This is a genomic window from Kitasatospora sp. NPDC041917 (assembly GCF_055589745.1).
In genome coordinates this window covers 290,246-306,657 of record NZ_JBVJBI010000003.1, presented here as the reverse complement: position 1 = coordinate 306,657, position 16,412 = coordinate 290,246, and the positions used below count along the sequence as shown (strand labels likewise).

Annotated in this window: 16 protein-coding genes; 5 read left to right on the top strand and 11 right to left on the bottom strand. The window is 74.4% G+C overall.

Annotation, left to right across the window (positions count from 1 at the left end; translation table 11 throughout):
- Positions 1-81: 81 nt before the first annotated feature.
- From ACZ6EM_RS05105 to ACZ6EM_RS05095, 3 genes are all read right to left on the bottom strand, one after another.
- Complete coding sequence (locus ACZ6EM_RS05105) at positions 82-828, bottom strand: peptidyl-tRNA hydrolase (RefSeq protein ID WP_465771714.1); 747 nt, start codon at positions 826-828, stop codon at positions 82-84.
- 148 nt (positions 829-976) lie between these two features.
- Positions 977-1,558, bottom strand: a complete 582-nt coding sequence (locus ACZ6EM_RS05100; RefSeq protein ID WP_465771712.1) for a hypothetical protein — start codon at positions 1,556-1,558, stop codon at positions 977-979.
- A gap of 190 nt (positions 1,559-1,748) precedes the next feature.
- On the bottom strand, positions 1,749-2,678 hold the full coding sequence (locus tag ACZ6EM_RS05095) for a beta/alpha barrel domain-containing protein (RefSeq protein ID WP_452177936.1): 930 nt from the start codon (positions 2,676-2,678) through the stop codon (positions 1,749-1,751).
- Between the two features lie 124 nt (positions 2,679-2,802).
- Between ACZ6EM_RS05095 and ACZ6EM_RS05090 the strand changes: the two genes are divergently transcribed.
- Both ACZ6EM_RS05090 and ACZ6EM_RS05085 read left to right on the top strand, forming a co-directional pair.
- Positions 2,803-3,174, top strand: coding sequence for a YbjQ family protein (locus ACZ6EM_RS05090; RefSeq protein ID WP_359900518.1), 372 nt, complete (start codon positions 2,803-2,805; stop codon positions 3,172-3,174).
- A 183-nt stretch (positions 3,175-3,357) separates the two neighbouring features.
- Positions 3,358-4,491: an NAD(P)-binding domain-containing protein gene (locus ACZ6EM_RS05085; RefSeq protein WP_465771711.1), complete on the top strand. Its 1,134-nt coding sequence runs from the start codon at positions 3,358-3,360 to the stop codon at positions 4,489-4,491.
- A 6-nt stretch (positions 4,492-4,497) separates the two neighbouring features.
- Here ACZ6EM_RS05085 and paaE read toward each other — a convergent pair whose 3' ends face one another.
- The 8 genes from paaE to ACZ6EM_RS05045 all read right to left on the bottom strand — a co-directional run bounded on the left by paaE (position 4,498) and on the right by ACZ6EM_RS05045 (position 13,697).
- A complete protein-coding gene (paaE, locus tag ACZ6EM_RS05080) occupies positions 4,498-5,721 on the bottom strand; it encodes a 1,2-phenylacetyl-CoA epoxidase subunit PaaE (RefSeq protein ID WP_452177938.1) in 1,224 nt (407 codons plus the stop codon).
- Positions 5,722-6,378, bottom strand: coding sequence for a 1,2-phenylacetyl-CoA epoxidase subunit PaaD (gene paaD, locus ACZ6EM_RS05075; protein ID WP_465771710.1), 657 nt, complete (start codon positions 6,376-6,378; stop codon positions 5,722-5,724).
- Positions 6,372-7,310, bottom strand: a complete 939-nt coding sequence (gene paaC / locus ACZ6EM_RS05070; RefSeq protein ID WP_380537955.1) for a 1,2-phenylacetyl-CoA epoxidase subunit PaaC — start codon at positions 7,308-7,310, stop codon at positions 6,372-6,374. Before paaC ends, paaD begins: the two co-directional genes overlap by 7 nt.
- Positions 7,311-7,323: 13 nt before the next feature.
- The gene (gene paaB / locus ACZ6EM_RS05065) at positions 7,324-7,641 is read right to left on the bottom strand and encodes a 1,2-phenylacetyl-CoA epoxidase subunit PaaB (RefSeq protein ID WP_359900510.1); all 318 of its coding nucleotides are present in this window, start codon (positions 7,639-7,641) and stop codon (positions 7,324-7,326) included.
- Positions 7,638-8,795, bottom strand: coding sequence for a 1,2-phenylacetyl-CoA epoxidase subunit PaaA (paaA, locus tag ACZ6EM_RS05060; RefSeq protein WP_465771709.1), 1,158 nt, complete (start codon positions 8,793-8,795; stop codon positions 7,638-7,640). Before paaA ends, paaB begins: the two co-directional genes overlap by 4 nt.
- Positions 8,796-9,005: 210 nt before the next feature.
- Positions 9,006-10,685 carry a M20 family metallopeptidase gene (locus ACZ6EM_RS05055; RefSeq protein ID WP_465771708.1) on the bottom strand — a complete coding sequence of 560 codons (1,680 nt, stop codon included), beginning with the start codon at positions 10,683-10,685 and terminating at the stop codon, positions 9,006-9,008.
- Between the two features lie 856 nt (positions 10,686-11,541).
- Positions 11,542-12,201: a response regulator transcription factor gene (locus ACZ6EM_RS05050; RefSeq protein ID WP_359900504.1), complete on the bottom strand. Its 660-nt coding sequence runs from the start codon at positions 12,199-12,201 to the stop codon at positions 11,542-11,544.
- The gene (locus tag ACZ6EM_RS05045; RefSeq protein WP_452177942.1) at positions 12,198-13,697 is read right to left on the bottom strand and encodes a sensor histidine kinase; all 1,500 of its coding nucleotides are present in this window, start codon (positions 13,695-13,697) and stop codon (positions 12,198-12,200) included. The genes ACZ6EM_RS05050 and ACZ6EM_RS05045 overlap by 4 nt, the downstream gene beginning before the upstream one ends.
- 197 nt (positions 13,698-13,894) lie before the next feature.
- Between ACZ6EM_RS05045 and ACZ6EM_RS05040 the strand changes: the two genes are divergently transcribed.
- From ACZ6EM_RS05040 to ACZ6EM_RS05030, 3 genes are all read left to right on the top strand, one after another.
- Positions 13,895-14,827, top strand: coding sequence for a class I SAM-dependent methyltransferase (locus ACZ6EM_RS05040; RefSeq protein ID WP_465771707.1), 933 nt, complete (start codon positions 13,895-13,897; stop codon positions 14,825-14,827).
- Positions 14,828-14,836: 9 nt separating this feature from the next.
- Positions 14,837-15,139: a GNAT family N-acetyltransferase gene (locus ACZ6EM_RS05035; RefSeq protein WP_465771706.1), complete on the top strand. Its 303-nt coding sequence runs from the start codon at positions 14,837-14,839 to the stop codon at positions 15,137-15,139.
- Between the two features lie 296 nt (positions 15,140-15,435).
- Positions 15,436-16,371 (top strand): aldo/keto reductase, encoded by a 936-nt coding sequence (locus ACZ6EM_RS05030; protein ID WP_465771785.1) that lies wholly within the window; start codon positions 15,436-15,438, stop codon positions 16,369-16,371.
- Positions 16,372-16,412 lie beyond the last annotated feature (41 nt).

Genomic DNA, 16,412 nt, shown 5'->3' with positions numbered 1-16,412 from the left:
GTTAGCCGTCATCTGTTCGCCGTCGTTCGTCGCCGCCACCCGTCGCCCGACAGCCGCCCGACAGCCGCCCGGCCCCCGCCGTCACCGCAGCGCCGGGTGCTCCGCGATCACCGTGCAGCTGCCCGGCGCGATCTCGGTGAAGCCCGCGTCCTGGACCACCGGCAGCCCGCTGCGGACGAGTTCCTCCCACGCCTGCGGCGAGGCCGTTCGGACCGCGAGCGCGAAGCCGGCCTCGGCCCACTCCTTGCGCTGCGCCTCGTCCAGCCGCCACCACGCGAGCTGAGCGGCGTGCCCGGTCTGCGCCATCGTCTTGCCCGCGCTCATCTCCAGCTCGGGGTTGAGCCACAGCACCGGCAGCCCCGGCTCGGGCGCCGTGACCTCGACCGTCTCCTCAAGGTCCGTCCCGGACACCTGGAGCTTGGCGAGGTCCTTCGGCCACCCGTCCAGCGGGACCGGCGGGAACACCCGCACCTCGGCCTCCCGGCCGTGCACCGTGAGGCCCGGCAGCTCGCCCGCCCGACGCCACTCCCCACCCCGGGCCCGCCGGACCACCTTGCGGATCCGGGCGTCCTCCCAGGCCGCGACCCGCTCCGCCCACTCGCCGTCCGCCCCGGTCACCCGGGGGTCGGCGAGCAGGGTGAGCACCGCCCGGGCCGAGGTCTCCAGCGCGTCCGTCCGGCCCGGCGGAGTGGCCCGCTCCATCCGGACGACCAGCGGCAGCACGTACTGCGGCCGCTCGTCGCGGTCCTCGCGGTCCTCTCGCTCCGGGGCCTCGCCGGGGTCGGCCGCAGGGGCCGGGGGCTCGGAGACCGGAGCCGGAGGAACCACAGCCGGAGTCGGAGCAGTGGGGGTCGAAGCAGTGGGGGTCGGGGCAGTGGGGGTCGGGGCATCGGAAGGATCAGTCACCCGTCCAGGATGCCAGCCCCACTCCGGACGACTCGGCCCGGCCCGACCGCCGCAGCGTCCACCTCCGCGCTCACCGCAGCCGCTGCCGCAGCTCGTCCACCGCCGTCCGGATGCTCGCGCTGTACGCGTCCTCCGGCAGCGCGTCCAGACTGCGCACGGCGCGTTCGAGCTGCTCACGGGCGAGGTCCGGCTCGCCGAGCTTGAGGTGGTCCGAGGCCAGGTTGAGGCGCAAAGAGGGGTAGAAGGCGCGCACCTGGAGGGCCGACTCGTACGTCCGGGCACGCTCGGCGCTCAGCGAGTCGGCGGCGGCCAGGGCCCGCCGGTCCCACGCCAGCTCCGCGCGCGGGTCGTCCTGCAGGTCGGCCAGGTAGTGGGCGACGAGGCAGCGGTGGAAGACGTCCCGTTCCCCCAGCGCCTCCCAGAGCGCCTCGAAGCCGGCCCGGGCCTCGGCCGTCCGGCCGCGCTGCGCCGCCCTTGCCCCGTCCAGCCCGAGCGCGATCCGGGCCAGTGCCGGTTCGTCCTCATCGCCCGGCTCATGGCCCGGCTCGCCGCCCGTCCCTTCGCCCCCTTCGGGACCACCCGGATCGTCGGGACCGTCGAGATCGAGAGGATCGTCGGGGGACGGACCTCGCATGCCACGCACATCGGACATGCCCGCAGCCTAACCACCCACCCATCGGACCGCCCGGCCCGAGCGACAGCCACGGAACCGGCGGCCGACACCCTGCGCCCGACGTCCAACGCCTCGACGTCCGATGCGCCGGCGTCCAATGCGCCGGTGTCCGACGCCCCGGTGCCCGACGCCCCGGTGCCCGACGCCCGCCCTACGGCGCAGCGCCCCGTCAGCGCCGGTAGCCGCGCTGCGGGTCCCGCTCCTCGGCGTCCTCGTACATCAGGAACCAGCCCTCCGGGTGGGTGGCCGCCAGCAGCACCTCCGTGCGCTGCTCCGCCCCCAGCTCCGGATCGCCGTCGTCCGGCCCGTAGACCCCGAACAGTTCGTCGTGGCAGCCGTCCCAGTCGTAGTCGTACAGGTCGGCCGGGAGGTCGCCCATCATGTCCGCCACCGACTCGGGCTGGGCGCCGAGCAGCGTCCGGGCGTCCACCAGGGCCATCCGCAGCGCCACGTCCTCGGCCAGGCAGCGTGGCAGCGGCCACTCGCCGAGCGCGAGGTCGTCGGCGAGGTCGTCGAAGGCCCGGGCCATCGCGCGGCGCCAGCTCCGGTGCATCCGCCAGGTGCGTTCGGGGAGCCGGGCGAAGACCGTCCAGTCCGCGTCCTCGCCGTCGACGATCGCCTCGTCCCCGTGCTCGTCGAAGTCGTCGTACGCGGCGTCGGCCAGGCCTATCAGCTGGGCGTGGAGCAGGCAGGCGGTGCGCGGGGTGAGCGTCCAGTCCGCGCCCGCGCCGCCGTCCTCCTCGTCGCCCTCCAGCGGGAACAGGTCGGCGAAGTCCGGTGTGAAGTCCTCCGTGACGCTGATCTCCAGCGTCCCGCCCATCGCCTCGACCCCGGGGATGGCGGCCACCAGCCGGTCCGGATGCAGCAGCGCGCCGAGCGCCGCGTTGGCGTCCTCGGCGATCTCGCGCAGCAGTTCGCGACGCTGGCCGGCCGGGTCGATGCCGTCGAAGTCCAGTTCCTCGACGGCCCTGATCGCGGCCGCGCGCAGGGCCGGCCAGTCGGTGATCCGCAGGCCCAGCACCACCGTCGCCTCGATCTCCTGCGCGCCGGAGTCCTCCGCCGCGCCCGGCCCCTGTGGATGATCGCTTCGCTCGCCCATGGGGCTAACGGTACGGCCTTTCGGCCCCCCGATCACCGGTCCGGACCAGCTTCCGGAAGCGTTCTCGGCCACCGCCCGGCCACGCCTCGGTCACTCGGACGCAGGAACTGGCAGGATGCGTCCCATGGCTGACATCAACGAGTACGGCGGCGGGCAGGGCCCGAACGCCGACGTCCTGGTCGTGACCACCAACGACATCCCCGGCTTCCGGGTCGACCACGTGATCGGCGAGGTCTTCGGGCTGACCGTGCGCAGCCGCCACCTCGGGAGCCAGATCGGTGCCGGTCTGAAGTCGCTGATCGGCGGCGAGCTGCGCGGTCTGACGAAGACCCTGGTCGAGAGCCGCAACGAGGCCATGCAGCGGCTGGTCGAGCAGACCAAGGCGCGCGGCGGCAACGCCGTCCTGATGATGCGCTTCGACGTCACGGAGGCGGCCGACGTCGGCACCGAGGTCTGCGCCTACGGCACCGCCGCGGTCATCTCCCCGCTCTCCTGACGCTCCTCAGCGCCTGCTCCTGCTCCTCCACATCCACGCCTTCGCACCTCCGCGCCTTCGCGCCTCCGCCCGCGCACTCCCGTTCGCGACCACCGTTCGCTCCTCCACGGACGCCGGCGGAGCCCCGGCGGGACGACGGCGGGACGACGGGAACAGCCGTCGACCCCCTGATGTTTCAGCGGCGTGACTGTTTACGGTGCAACGAACAGCGTTCCGGAACGCGTGGACGTCCTGGTGGTGGGTGCCGGGCAGGCAGGCCTTTCCGCCGCCTACCACCTGGGCCGCCGCGGTTTCGCCCCGTACCGGGCGGGCGTCGACGGCGGTTTCGTCGTCCTCGACGCCAACGCCGTCCCCGGGGGCGCCTGGGCGCACCGCTCGCCGTCCCTGCGGATGGCCACCGTGCACGGCGTCCACGACCTCCCCGACGCCGAACTCCCGCCGCCGGACCCCGGGGCCCCCGCGCGCGAGGTGGTGCCGGAGTACTTCGCAGCGTACGAGGTCCGGCACGCGCTCCCGGTCGTACGCCCGGTCGCGGTGCGTGCCGTTCGCGCCGAGTCCGAACGACCGGACGCCCGGCTGCTGGTCGAGACCGACCACGGTGTCTGGTCCACCCGCGCACTGATCAACGCCACCGGCACCTGGACCCGGCCCTTCCTCCCGCACTACCCCGGTCACTTCGCGGGCCGCCAGCTGCACTACGCCGAGTACCGCGGTCCCGAGGAGTTCGCGGGCCGGCGCGTGCTGGTGGTCGGTGGTGGCGCCTCGGCCGTGCAGGTGCTGTCGGAGGTCGCCGCCGTCGGCGAGACGGTGTGGGTCACCCGCGCCGAACCCCTGTACCACGACGGACCGTTCACCCCGGAGTACGGGCGCGCGGTGGTCGCCAAGGTCGAGGAGCGGGTCCGGCAGGGCCTGCCGGTGCGCAGCGTGGTCAGCGTGACCGGGCTCGGCCCGTCCGTCGCCCTCCGGCGTGCCCAGGAGCTGGGCGCGCTGCGCCGCCGCCCGATGTTCGACCGCCTGACCGAGCACGGGGTCGCCTGGGGCGACGAGGAGCTGGCGGTGGACGCGATCGTCTGGGCCACCGGCTTCCGGCCCGAGGTCGGGCACCTCGCCCCGCTCGGGCTGCGCTCCCCCGGCGGCGGGATCGCCCTCACCGGCACCCGCGCCACTGCCGACCCGCGCGTCCACCTGGTCGGCTACGGTCCGTCCGCCAGTACCGTCGGCGCCAACCGGGCCGGCCGCGCGGCCGTCAACGACCTGGTCAAGCTGCTCGGGGACCCGGCGCTCGCGGACCGGGTCGCGGAGCCCGCCGCCGTCTGAGCTCGCTCAGCGGTCGTAGTCGACGGTCACCCGGTCGGTGAGCGGGCGGGCCTGGCAGGTCAGGACGTACCCGGCGGCCAGCTCCTTCTCCTCCAGGGCGAAGTTGCGGCGCATCTCCACCTCGCCCTCGGTGACCAGGGCGCGGCAGGTGCCGCAGACTCCGCCCTTGCAGGCGAACGGCAGGTCGGGCCGGGAGCGCTGGGCGCCGTCCAGGATCGAGCGGTCGCGCGGGAGGCAGAGCGTGCTGCCGCGGCCGTCGAGCACGACGGTCACCTCGCTCTGCGGGCCCGACCCGCCGTCGGCCGAGGCGTCCGTCCGTTCCCAGTCCTCGTCGCGCTCCGGGAGCGGCTCGTCCTCGGCGTGGAACAGCTCCTGGTGCACCCGCTCGCCCGGCACGTCCAGTTCGGCGAGCAGGTCCTTGGCCCCGGTGACCATGCCGAACGGGCCGCACAGCCACCAGTGCCCGACGCTCCCGACGTCCACCAGCGCCGCCAGCAGCGCGCGTACCCGCTCCGGGTCCAGCCGGCCGCTGAGCAGCTCGGCGTCCCTGGTCTCCCGGGAGAGCACGTGGACCAGCTGGAAGCGGCCGAGGTAGCGGTCCTTGAGGTCGGCCAGCTCGTCCGCGAACATCACGGTGTCGCTGCGCCGGTTGCCGTAGAGCAGGGTGACGGTGGAGCTGAGGTCGGCGGCCAGCACGGAGGCGGCGATCGACAGCATCGGGGTGATGCCGGAGCCCGCCGCGAGCAGCACGTGGTCGGCCGGGACCCCGAGCTCGGGGGTGAACAGGCCGGACGGCGTCAGCACCTCCACCTCCTCGCCGGGCTTCGCCTCGCGCACCAGCCAGCGCGAGAACAACCCGCCGGGCACCTCCCGGACGGCGATCCGCAGCGGCCCGCCGACCGGGGCGCAGATCGAGTACGAGCGGCGCTCGTCGGCGCCGTCCACCAGCTTGCGCAGGGTCAGGGTCTGCCCGGGGCGGAAGGCGTACTCCTCCGCCAGCCCGTCCGGCACCGCGAAGGTCACCGCGACGGCGTCCTCGCAGAGCCGCTCGACCCGGTCGATCCGCAACCGGTGGAAGGTCGGACGGCGGGCGGGGCGGATGCCGGTCGCGGACCCGGTGTCGACGGACGCGGAGACCACGGACCCGGTGTCGACGGACCCGGTGTCGACGGGCGTGGGAACAGCGGCGGCGGGAACGGCGGAGCCGGCGGCGGCGGAAGCGGCGGGCATTCAGATCTCCTTGACGCGTTCGAACGGCTCGCGGCAGGCCCGGCAGCGCCAGAGCGCCTTGCAGGCGGTGGAACCGAAGCGGGACAGCTCCTCCGTGTCGGTCCCGCCGCACTGCGGGCACGGCACGGGGGGAACGGTGCCCGGCCCGGCCGTGGTCGGGGCTCCGGAGCGGGTCGGGCCCAGCGTGAGCGCCACCGGTCCGGCCGCGGCCGCGACGGCGGCGGTCGGGCGCGGTGGGGCGATGCCCGCCTCGGCGAGCTTGCGGCGGCCCTCGGCGGTGATCAGGTCGGTGGACCACGGCGGGTCCAGCCGCAGCCGCACCCGGACGTCCGGGTAGCCGGCCGCGCGCAGCCGGCGGTCCACGTCGGTGGCCATCTCGGCGACGGCGGGGCAGCCCGAGTAGGTCGGGGTCAGCCAGGCGGTGACGGTACCGCTGCCGCCGTCCACCTCGACCCCGGCCAGGACGCCCAGGTCGGCCAGGGTGAGCATGGGCAGCTCCGGGTCCGGGACGGCCGCGGCGACGACCCAGGCCACGTCGCGGGTCGTCGGTTCCGCCGCACCCGCCTTGCCCGCCGTACCCGCCGTACCCGCCGCGACCTCGTCGGTCACGATGCCGTCGGTCGCCACGTCATTGGTCACCACGTCGTTGGTCACCATGTCGCCCCCGGGTGGGCTCGGGCCAGCACCTGGAGCTCGGCGAGCAGCGGGCCGAGCGCCTCGGTGTGCACGCCGTCCCGGCCGGCCCGGCCGAGGACGGTGGCCAGCGGCGGCGCGTCCGGCAGGGTCAGCCCGGCCTCGGCGAGGACGGCGGTGAGCGAGCGCAGCACCGGTTCGCGCAGGGTCGCCGGGTCGACACCCGCCCGCAGCTCCACCGGGTGCGCCGTGAACAGCTCCTCCAGCAGCGGCCAGACCGCGTCCAGCCCGGCCTGCATCCGCTCGGCCGAGTACGGCGTGCCGTCACCGAGACGAAGCGTCCAGGCCGTCGCGTACTCCCGGTGGTAGGCGAGCTCCTTGACACCCCGGGTCGCGACCGCGGCCAGCACCGGATCGGGGTGCGCGCTCAGCGCCTCGTACAGGGCGCCGCGCGCGGTGGCGAACAGCAACAGCCGGGCGATCGAGTACGCGAAGTCGCCGTTCGACGTCTCCACCAGGCGGACGTTGCGGAACTCGTGCTCCTCGCGCCAGTACGCCAGGTCGTCCTCGGTGCGGCCGGTGCCGTCCGCCTGCCCGGCCCGGGTGAGCAGCAGACGGGCCTGGCCGAGCAGGTCGAGGCCCAGGTTGGCGAGCGCGACCTCCTCCTCCAGCTCGGGCGCCCGGGTGCACCACTCGATCAGCCGCTGTGCGAGGACCAGGGCGTCGTCGCCCAGCATCTGGCAGTAGGCGGCGAGGTCGGCGCCGTCCAGACCGGCGGGCAGCGTGGTGTCCACGCCGAGCAGCGGGTCGGCGAAGCCCGTCCCGTACGCCCAGCGGCCCTCGCCCTCGGGTCCGGGGGCGGCGTCGGCGAGGCTGAGGTAGACGTGGTCGTCCTGGCCGCCGCCCGGGCCGGCGCCGGTGGTGGTTCCGGTGGTGGAGGTGGTGTGGTCGTGCACGGTGGCTCCCCCGTCAGATGTGCGGGACATCCTCGGGGATGTCGTAGAAGGTCGGGTGGCGGTAGACCTTGTCGCCGCTGGGATCGAAGAACGGGTCGCGCTCGTCCGGGGTGGAGGCGGTGATCGCGTCCGAGCGGACCACCCAGAGGCTCACGCCCTCGTTGCGCCGGGTGTACAGGTCGCGGGCGGCGAGCAGCGCCATCCGGTCGTCGGCGGCGTGCAGCGAACCGACGTGGACGTGGTTCAGCCCCCGCCGGGGGCGCACGAACACCTCGTACAGCGGCCAGCCGGCCTTGGACCCGGCCGGGGAGCCAACCTGGGGCTCGGTCACTTTCCGTTCTCCTGTTCGGTGGCTTCGGTGAGTCCGGGGGCTTGGTCGGCTCCGGCGGCTCCGGCGGCCTCGGCGGCTCCGGCGGCCTCGGCGGCTCCGGCGGTTTCGGCAGCCTCGGCGGCGCGCTTGGCCGCGTAGGCGACGGCGGCCTCGCGCACCCAGGCGCCGTCCTCGTGGGCGGCACGGCGGCGTTCGATCCGCTGGGCGTTGCAGGGGCCCTGGCCGTGGATGACCCTGGTCAGCTCGGACCAGTCCGGCTCACCGAAGTCCCAACCGCCACGCTCCTCGTTCCAGCGCAGCTCCGGGTCCGGGAGCGTGACCCCCAGGTGCTCGGCCTGCGGGACGGTCATGTCGACGAACCGCCGGCGCAGCTCGTCGTTGCTGTGCCGTTTGATCCGCCAGGCCATCGAGCGGGCGCTGTTCGGCGAGTCGGAGTCCGAGGGGCCGAACATCATCAGCGACGGCCACCACCAGCGGTCCACCGCGTCCTGGACCATCCGGCGCTGGGCCTCGGTGCCGCGCATCAGCGTCATCAGGAGCTCGTAGCCCTGGCGCTGGTGGAAGGACTCCTCCTTGCAGATCCGCACCATCGCGCGGGCGTACGGGCCGTAGCTGCACCGGCAGAGCGGGACCTGGTTGCAGATCGCGGCGCCGTCCACCAGCCAGCCGATCACCCCGACGTCGGCGAAGCTGAGGGTCGGGTAGTTGAAGATCGAGGAGTACTTCTGGCGGCCGGAGATCAGCTTCTCGGTGAGCTCGGCGCGGTCGACGCCGAGGGTCTCGGCGGCGGCGTAGAGGTAGAGGCCGTGACCGGCCTCGTCCTGGGCCTTGGCGAGCAGGATGGCCTTGCGGCGCAGGGACGGCGCCCGGGTCAGCCAGTTGCCCTCGGGCTGCATGCCGATGATCTCGGAGTGTGCGTGCTGGGCGATCTGGCGGATCAGGGTGGCCCGGTAGGCGTCGGGCATCCAGTCCCTGGGCTCGATCCGCTGCTCAGCGGCGACGACCGCCTCGAACCGGTCCTCCGGCGTCTGCGCGGGGACCGCCTCGGCCACCTCTGCTGTCACCACAGTCCCCTCTCGTGTCCTGCCCGTCCTGCCCGGTCGGTTGCCGGAGCGCCCGATCAACCAACCGACTGACCGTTCGGTCGGTACCATTCTGCGCAGCGGGGCGGAGGGATGGCAAGGTGCGAAACAGATAACAGCTGACAGATTCTGAAATCTGTCAGCTGTTATCTGTCGGCTGTCATCTGTTCGCCGGCGTCCGTCTACTGCATACCGTCCACTACTGTCGGCCGTCCGCTGTCAGCTGTCAGCTGTCTGCTTCCGGCTGTCAGCTGCCGACCGTCAGCGGCTCACCGCAACGCCTCACCCCTCCGCGCGGTCACGCAGTCGCGGCAGCGGAACGGCGAGCAGCGCCGCCAGCAGGGCGATCCGGGGGGCGATCTGGTCGAGCCGGATGTATTCGTGCCGGGCATGGGCCCCGGCACCGACCGCCCCGAAGCCGTCCAGGGTCGGAAGCCCGCGCGAGCCCGGCAGGTTGGTGTCCCCCGCCCCGCCCGCCGGACCGCCGTCCAGCTGCTGACCGAGAACCGCGGCGAGCGAACGCACGTGCCGCAGCAGCGGGTTGCCGGTCCGCTCGGGCCAGGCCGGACGACTGGACAGCACCTCCGTACGAACCCGGGCACCCGGACGCAACGGGGCGAGCCGGGCAAGGTCGTCGAGCGTGCGGCGCTGCGCCTCGACGGTGGCGAAGCGCAGCCCCAACTCGGCCTCGGCCCGACCGGCGACCACGTTGGCACGCGAACCACCACTGATCCGACCGGCGTTCAGCTCGGTGCCGGGCTGGCCGGCGAGGTCCCGCACCACCACGAGCTGGTCCACCAGCTCGTCGACCGCGGACACCCCGTCGTGGGCGTCGTTGCCCGCATGCGCCTCGCGACCGGTCACGGTGAGCCGCACCCGGGTGCTGCCGCGCCGCGCGGTCTTCAACCGACCGTCGGGGTGCGGTGGTTCGAGCCCCAGGACCGCCGCGGCGCCGCGCAACTGGCGCTCGACCAGGCGCCGCCCGTCCGGGCTGCCCACCTCCTCGTCGGACACCACGACCAGGCGGACGGTCCGGTGCGGGCGCTCGCCCAGGTCCACGAGCAGCGACAACGCGCTCTCCAGGACGGCGAGTCCACCCTTCATATCGACCACGCCGGGGCCGGTGAGCCGGCCGTCCTGCTCGGTCACCGGCCAGTCCGCGAGGGTGCCGACCGGCCAGACGGTGTCGTGGTGCCCGACGATCAGCAGGTGCGGCAGGGACTCGTCCCGGCCCTCCCACTCCAGCACGAGGTGGTCCCCGGCCGGTCCGGGCTCACGCCGGGCGGTGGCACCGGTGGCACGGAAGCCGGCCGCCAACTCCTCGGCGAGGGCGTCGAGTCTGGGCGCGTCCCCGCTGGGGGACTCGATCCGCGCCAGATCGGCACAGCGCCGCCGGACTGCTCCGGCGAGGGTACGGGCCCGGGCGCTGAGCGCCTGCGGCACACCGGGAAGCGCCGTGATGACGGTGGAGGCCCCGGGGGTGGCGGTGGCGGCCGGGCCCGCCGTGGGCTTTCCGGCCGTGCTCCTCGGCACCGCGGTCGTCGCCACCGCGTTCTTCGCGACGACGGCCTTGGCAAGGGACGACTTCGTGAGGGCGGACTTGGCCACCGCGGCCTTGGCTGCCGTGGTCTTGGCCGCTGCGGTCTTGGTCGCTGCGGTCTTGGCGCCGGCTGCCGTGGTCACGGCGGTCTTCGCCGCGCCGGTCGCTACCGCGGCGGCCTGAGCCGAGGCGGCCGGAAGCGCAGTGGCCTGAGCCGCAGTGGCCTGAGCCGCAGCGGCAGTTGCGGTGCCGGTGGTGGCGCCCGCAGCGGTGGCGGTACCGGTGGTGGCGGCAGTGGTGGTGGTCGCGGTGGTCGCGGCGAGGGCCTCGCCGTCGGTGGCGGCCGGGACGGTGACCGGCGTCGGGTCGGGTTCCACGGCGGCGCCCGGCACGGCGGGCGCCCCGACGATCTGGGGACTCAACGCTCGCCTCCGCGACCACCGCCGGTATACAGCGGCCGTACCGGCCGACCGCTCCCACCCGGGTACCAGGCCCGGCCGGACCGCACCGGTCGGCCGGGGTGATGGGCGGCCCACCGGATCGGCCCGTCTGGCCCAAGTACGGTGGAACGGCTGGGCGGCGTGCTTGGCATGTGCGTCCTCCTCGCTCGATCCGGGGGCCCCGGTCCGCCCGGAGCCCCCGTGGACGGTGGCCTCCCGGCAGCGGGCGCAATGGCCGGACCGCCGCAGGGAAGCCGAGATGTGAGCCTAGAAGAACCGTTCGGTTTCCTGCGAGGTGGCCCTGCTCCCAGCGTGCCGGTACCGGGCCCCGCTTCGGAGGCCGCCCGTCCACGATCGGCGCGGGCGCTCGGCGCGCGGGCCTGGATCGGCGCGCGGACGCGGTCGCCGGATCGCGCCCATCTCCACCATGGACCCGCCGCCCGAGTTCGGCAGCGCAAACGGCCAAGGCACGGCAATTCCACGCCGGATGGGTGACAGCGGCTCAGCATGCGATACGAACCGGGAGCACGCGGCGGCTCAGGGAAGCCCGCTGCCCCGCCCACCCCGACTCCGGGGGAACGTCCGGGGAACACCCGCGTGAACACCGGCCGGTGCCGTGCCCCGGTGTGCCCCTCCGAGCCTCGACGTGCCTCGGTTGCCCGCCCGGACACGACAGGGCGGCGCCCCTGCACGGCGGGAGGGCGCCGGGGTGGGCGGAGAGCTCCGGGTACGGCGGGAGCAGGCCCGGCACGGACGTGCACGAATGTGTGCGAGCGTGCGCGACCGACCGGAACCCCGGTGCGCGGTCCCGGCCGCAGTCGCTCTCCGCCGTTCGTCCTCAGCCACCGTCGCCCACCAGCCCGGCGTCGCGTGCGAGCAGCGCCGCCTGGACCCGGTTGCCGACACCGAGCCCGGTCAGGATCCGGCTGACATGCGCCTTGACGGTGCTCTCGCGCATTCCGAGCACGCCCGCGATCTCGGCATTGGAGAGGCCGTCGGCGAGTTCGCGCAGCACGTCGGTCTCCCGCGGGGTGAGTCCGGCGACCCGGTGACGGGCGGCCACCGATCGGGGTGCCCCGACCCGGTGGTAGCGGTCGATCAGCCGCCGCGCGGCCGCCGGGTGCAGCATCCCCTGACCGCCCGCGACGACGTGGACGGCCCGGGCGATCTCCGCGGGCGGGGTGTCCTTGAGCAGGAAGCCGTCCGCCCCGGCCGCGAGTGCCTGGTACACGTACTCGTCCAGATCGAAGGTGGTGAGGGCGATGACCCGCGGGCCGTCCGGGAGTTCGCGCAGCCGCCGAGTGGCGGCGATCCCGTCGAGCCGGGGCATCCGGATGTCCATCAGCGCGACGTCGATCCGCCGGCTTCCGGCGATTTCGACGGCCTGCAGCCCGTCGGCGGCCTCGGCGACCACGGTGAGTGCCGGGTCCTGGGCCAGGAGGTCGACCAGGCCGAGGCGAACCAGCGCGTCGTCGTCGACCACCATTGTTCGGATCATGCGGCACCCTTCGGCTGCTGCTTCGGTTCCTGCTCCGGTTCCATCGAACGCTCCGGTTCCATCGGCTGCTCCGGTCCCGTCGATCGCTCCGGTCCCGTGGATCGCTCCGGGTGGTGCGCCCCTTGCACCCGTTCCTGCGACTGCCGTGCCCCTCGTATTCCTTGCCCGGGTCTCCCCTGTCCGGATCCCCCCTGCCTCGGCCCCGGCCCCGGAGACGCCCGCGCCGGGTCCGACGGCGCGCGCCCCGGTGGTGGCGGCGAACCCTCGCCCGGGGCGGGAGCCGGGTCGGGCACCAGCTGCGGCGGGCGGTCCGGCGCGGGCAACCGGGCGGAGAGCCGGAAGCCGCCGCCACCCTCCGGACCGGCGTCTAGGTGGCCACCGAGGGCCTCGACCCGTTCGGCCAGCCCGACCAGCCCGTACCCGCCGCCGGCACCCGGCCCGTCCGGCATCGCCTCGCCCGGGCCGTTGCGGACCTCGACCGTCGTCGCCGGCGCCCCGTAGCCGACCCGGACGGTGACGGGCGCGGCGTGCGCGTACTTGCGGGCGTTGGTCAGCGCCTCCTGGACCAGCCTGTGCACGGCCAGCCGGTGGGTGGTCGGGATGGTCTCCGGGTCTCCCGAGAGGGCGAGTTCGACCCGTTGGCCGGCCTGGTTCGCCTCGCCGACGAGTTCGGTGAGGTCGCGCAGGGCGGGCGCCGGGACGCTCCCGGCCTCGGCCGGCACGGGCGGATCGCCTCCCGCTGCGTGCGGGGCCGGAGGGTCGGCCCGCAGCGCGCCCAGGACGTCGCGCAGATCGTCGAGCGATCGGGCGGCGGTGGTGCGCAGCAGTTCGAGTCGGTGGGTGAGGCGGTCGGTGTCCGCGGCGACGGTGCCGGCCCTGGCCTGGTCGCGCAGCACCCCGGCGTGCAGCACCAGGAGGCTGAGCCGGTGGGCCAGCACGTCGTGCATCTCCCGGGCGATCCGGGCGCGTTCGGCGGCTCGGGCCTGGTCGGCACGCAGCTCGCGCTCGCGGCGCAGCGCGTCGACCTGCTCGTGCAGGGTGCGGATCAGCACCCGTCTGCCGTGCAGCCACAGGGCGACCGCCAGGACGGCGGCCTGGACGAGGAGTTGGGACCCGGCGGTGCCGGCCCAGCCGATCAGCGAATTCGCACCCGCCGCACTGCCCACCACGATGGCCGCGCCGCCCGCCACCGCCGGGCCGGTCCGGCCCAGGTAGGCGAGGTGGAAGACGCTGAACAGGCCGGGGAAGGCCCGGTTGAACGACCCGCCGGTGAGCACCGGCAGCACGGCCGAGGCCACCGGGTAGCGGCGGGCGAAGACGAGCGAGAGCGCGGCGAGCGCGGCAACGACCGTGCGCGGCAGGCGCAGTGGACCGTCGGAGCGCGTCCACTGGGCCAACGCCTCCTCGATGCCCAGGCCGAGCACTCCGAGCAGCAACAAGGTATCGGTCCCGGCCCGGTGGTCCGGCCCGTACCAGCCGAGCACACTCCTGCGCATGACGCTCCTCCTTTCCTCTTCCCCCGCCCCGAAAGCTCTCCGCACGTTCGGTGTTCGGTACCTCGGGCTCGATGCTAGGGGCGCTCGACCGTGGAGCACCTCTGTCTTCCGGGTAACCGCACCCTCGACTTTCGTCGGGGGTCGGCGCCACTGACCGGCCGATTCGCGGCGGCCCCGTGCCGCCTAGCGTCGAGGGCATGACCAGTGAACGGCTCCACCACGGCCCCAAGTCCCTTTCCCCCCGGTACGGTTCGTCCGCCGGCGGGGACCGCCTGCTGTTCCTCGCCGAGGCCCTGCGCACCTTCCACGACACCGGCGCGCTGGCCCCGAGCGGCCCTGAGCTGGTGAACGCGCTGGTGGTACCGGTCACCAGCCGCCCGAACCGTCCGATCTCGGTGCTGGAGGTCGGCGCCGGAACGGGCGTGGTGACCCGCCGGCTCGCCCGAGTGCTGCGCCCGGGCGACCGGTTGCACGTCGTCGAGGCCAACCCGCGGTTCGCGGAGCGGCTCCGGGAGGACCCCGTCCTGGCCGCGCGCCACCCCGGCATCGGGCTGCGGCTGTCGGCCTGCCGGGTCGAGGAGCTTCCGGAGTCCCGTACGGCGGAGCCGGAGGGGGCCCGGCCGGAGGACTGCACGCAGCGGTACGACGCGATCGTGTCCGGGCTGCCGTTCACCAACTTCGAGCCCGCGCAGGTGCGCGACATCCTCGACCTCTACCTGCGGCTGCTGGCGCCCGGCGGCGAGCTGACGTACTTCGGGTACCTCGGCACGACGACGGCGCGCACCCTCACCTCGGGCCCCCGCCGGGGCGCCCGCCACCGGGCGGTGGTGCGGCTGCTGCGGGGGTTCGAGGCGGCGTACGGCCTGGGCGAGCGCACGGTGTGGCGCAACGTGCCGCCCGCCCGTGCCTACCTGCTGCGGGCGCCGGGCGGACGCGAGGCCTGGGCGCCGGTCGGGAGCGCGGCCGGTGAGCCGACGGCCGCCGCGAAGAAGACATGGACGGAGCGGGCGGAGGCGGAGACGGAGACGGAGGGGACGGGTACGGGGACGACCGGCGATCGACGGGCGGGGCGGCCCCGGTCGCCCGATGACGGACCGGGGCCGGGCCCGGCCGCGGCTCTCCGGCGGTGAGGAGCCTCGATGACCCTCTCGGTACGTGACGTGGAAGCCCGCAACCGCTTCGAGGCCTGGGAGGACGACCGGCCGACGGGCTTCGCCGAGTACCTGCGCGGCGACCAGCTGGTGGTCTATCCGCACACCGTGGTCGAGCCCGCCTTCGAGGGCCGGGGCATCGGCAGTGCGCTGGCCCGCGCGGCCCTGGACGACGCCCGCGCCCGAGGCCTGGCCGTGCTGGCGACCTGCCCCTTCATCAAGGGCTGGATGCTCCGCCACCCCGAGTTCACCGATTTCGCGTACGAGACCCGCAGCCGGGTCGCCCGCTGACGGCCGGCGGGCAGCCGTGCCGCGACCGTTCGGGCAGCTGCGGCGGGGTGGCTGATCCGGGGGGCGTTCGTCCGAACAAATGACAACAGACAGAGTTCAACTTTCAGATAACAGACGACAGCGAACAGATTTTGAAATCTGTTCGCTGTCGTGCCACAGTGGCATCCGGGCCACCCTGCCCCCGCCTCCCGGCGCCGCACCCGCCCCTTGGAGTCCCCGTGTCCCCGCACACCCGCCCCGCCCAGCGCACCCTCGGCACCACCGGGCCGGTCACCTCGGCCCTCGGCCTCGGCTGCATGGGCATGTCCGACCTGTACGGCCCGGCCGACGAGGCCGAGAGCATCGCCACCATCCACGCGGCCCTCGACGCCGGAATCACCCTCCTCGACACCGGCGACTTCTACGGCATGGGCCACAACGAGCTGCTGATCCACGAAGCGCTGCGCGGCCGCGACCGCGAGAGCGTGCAGATCAGCGTGAAGTTCGGCGCCCAGCGCGGCCCCGACGGCCAGTGGCTCGGCTACAGCACGAGCCCCGCCGCCACCAAGACCGCGCTCTCCTACACCCTGCGCCGCCTGCGCACCGACCACATCGACGTCTACCGCCCGGCCCGTCTGGACCCGGACGTCCCGATCGAGGAGACCGTCGGCGCCATCGCCGACCTGGTGAAGGCCGGCTACGTCCGCCACATCGGACTCTCCGAGGTCGGCGCCGACACCCTGCGCCGGGCCGCCGCCGTCCACCCGATCAGCGACCTCCAGATCGAGTACTCGCTGCTCTCCCGCTCGATCGAGGCCGCCGTCCTGCCCGCCGCCCGCGAGCTCGGCATCGGCATCACCGCGTACGGCGTGCTCTCCCGCGGCCTGCTCAGCGGCCACTGGGACCGGGAACGCGCCCTCGCCGGCACCGACTTCCGCAGCCACAGTCCGCGCTTCCAGGGCGAGAACCTGGCCCACAACCTGGCGCTGGTCGAGGCCCTGCGCGAGATCGCCGCCGCGCGGGGCGCGACCGTCGCCCAGGTCGCCATCGCCTGGGTGGCCTCGCGCGGGCAGGACGTCGTCCCGCTGGTCGGCGCCCGCCGCCGGGACCGTCTGGCCGAGGCCCTCGGCGCGCTCGACGTCACGCTGACCGGGCCCGACCTCGCCGCCGTCGAGGCCGCCGTACCCGCCGGCGCCGCCGCAGGTGACCGGTACGCCGCCGCACAGATGGCCCACCTGGACAGCGAGCACTGACCGCACCACCGACGCCGCACGACCCAACCGCACGACCCGAC

Excerpts from the sequence above, each read along its gene's own strand:
- ACZ6EM_RS05100 (WP_465771712.1), bottom strand. The coding sequence starts at position 1,558 with ATGTCCGATGTGCGTGGCATGCGAGGTCCGTCCCCCGACGATCCTCTC.
- ACZ6EM_RS05095 (WP_452177936.1), bottom strand. The coding sequence starts at position 2,678 with ATGGGCGAGCGAAGCGATCATCCACAGGGGCCGGGCGCGGCGGAGGAC.
- ACZ6EM_RS05090 (WP_359900518.1), top strand. The coding sequence starts at position 2,803 with ATGGCTGACATCAACGAGTACGGCGGCGGGCAGGGCCCGAACGCCGAC.
- paaE (WP_452177938.1), bottom strand. The coding sequence starts at position 5,721 with ATGCCCGCCGCTTCCGCCGCCGCCGGCTCCGCCGTTCCCGCCGCCGCT.
- paaD (WP_465771710.1), bottom strand. The coding sequence starts at position 6,378 with ATGGTGACCAACGACGTGGTGACCAATGACGTGGCGACCGACGGCATC.
- paaA (WP_465771709.1), bottom strand. The coding sequence starts at position 8,795 with ATGGTACCGACCGAACGGTCAGTCGGTTGGTTGATCGGGCGCTCCGGC.
- ACZ6EM_RS05050 (WP_359900504.1), bottom strand. The coding sequence starts at position 12,201 with ATGATCCGAACAATGGTGGTCGACGACGACGCGCTGGTTCGCCTCGGC.
- ACZ6EM_RS05045 (WP_452177942.1), bottom strand. The coding sequence starts at position 13,697 with ATGCGCAGGAGTGTGCTCGGCTGGTACGGGCCGGACCACCGGGCCGGG.
- ACZ6EM_RS05040 (WP_465771707.1), top strand. The coding sequence starts at position 13,895 with ATGACCAGTGAACGGCTCCACCACGGCCCCAAGTCCCTTTCCCCCCGG.
- ACZ6EM_RS05035 (WP_465771706.1), top strand. The coding sequence starts at position 14,837 with ATGACCCTCTCGGTACGTGACGTGGAAGCCCGCAACCGCTTCGAGGCC.
- ACZ6EM_RS05030 (WP_465771785.1), top strand. The coding sequence starts at position 15,436 with ATGGGCATGTCCGACCTGTACGGCCCGGCCGACGAGGCCGAGAGCATC.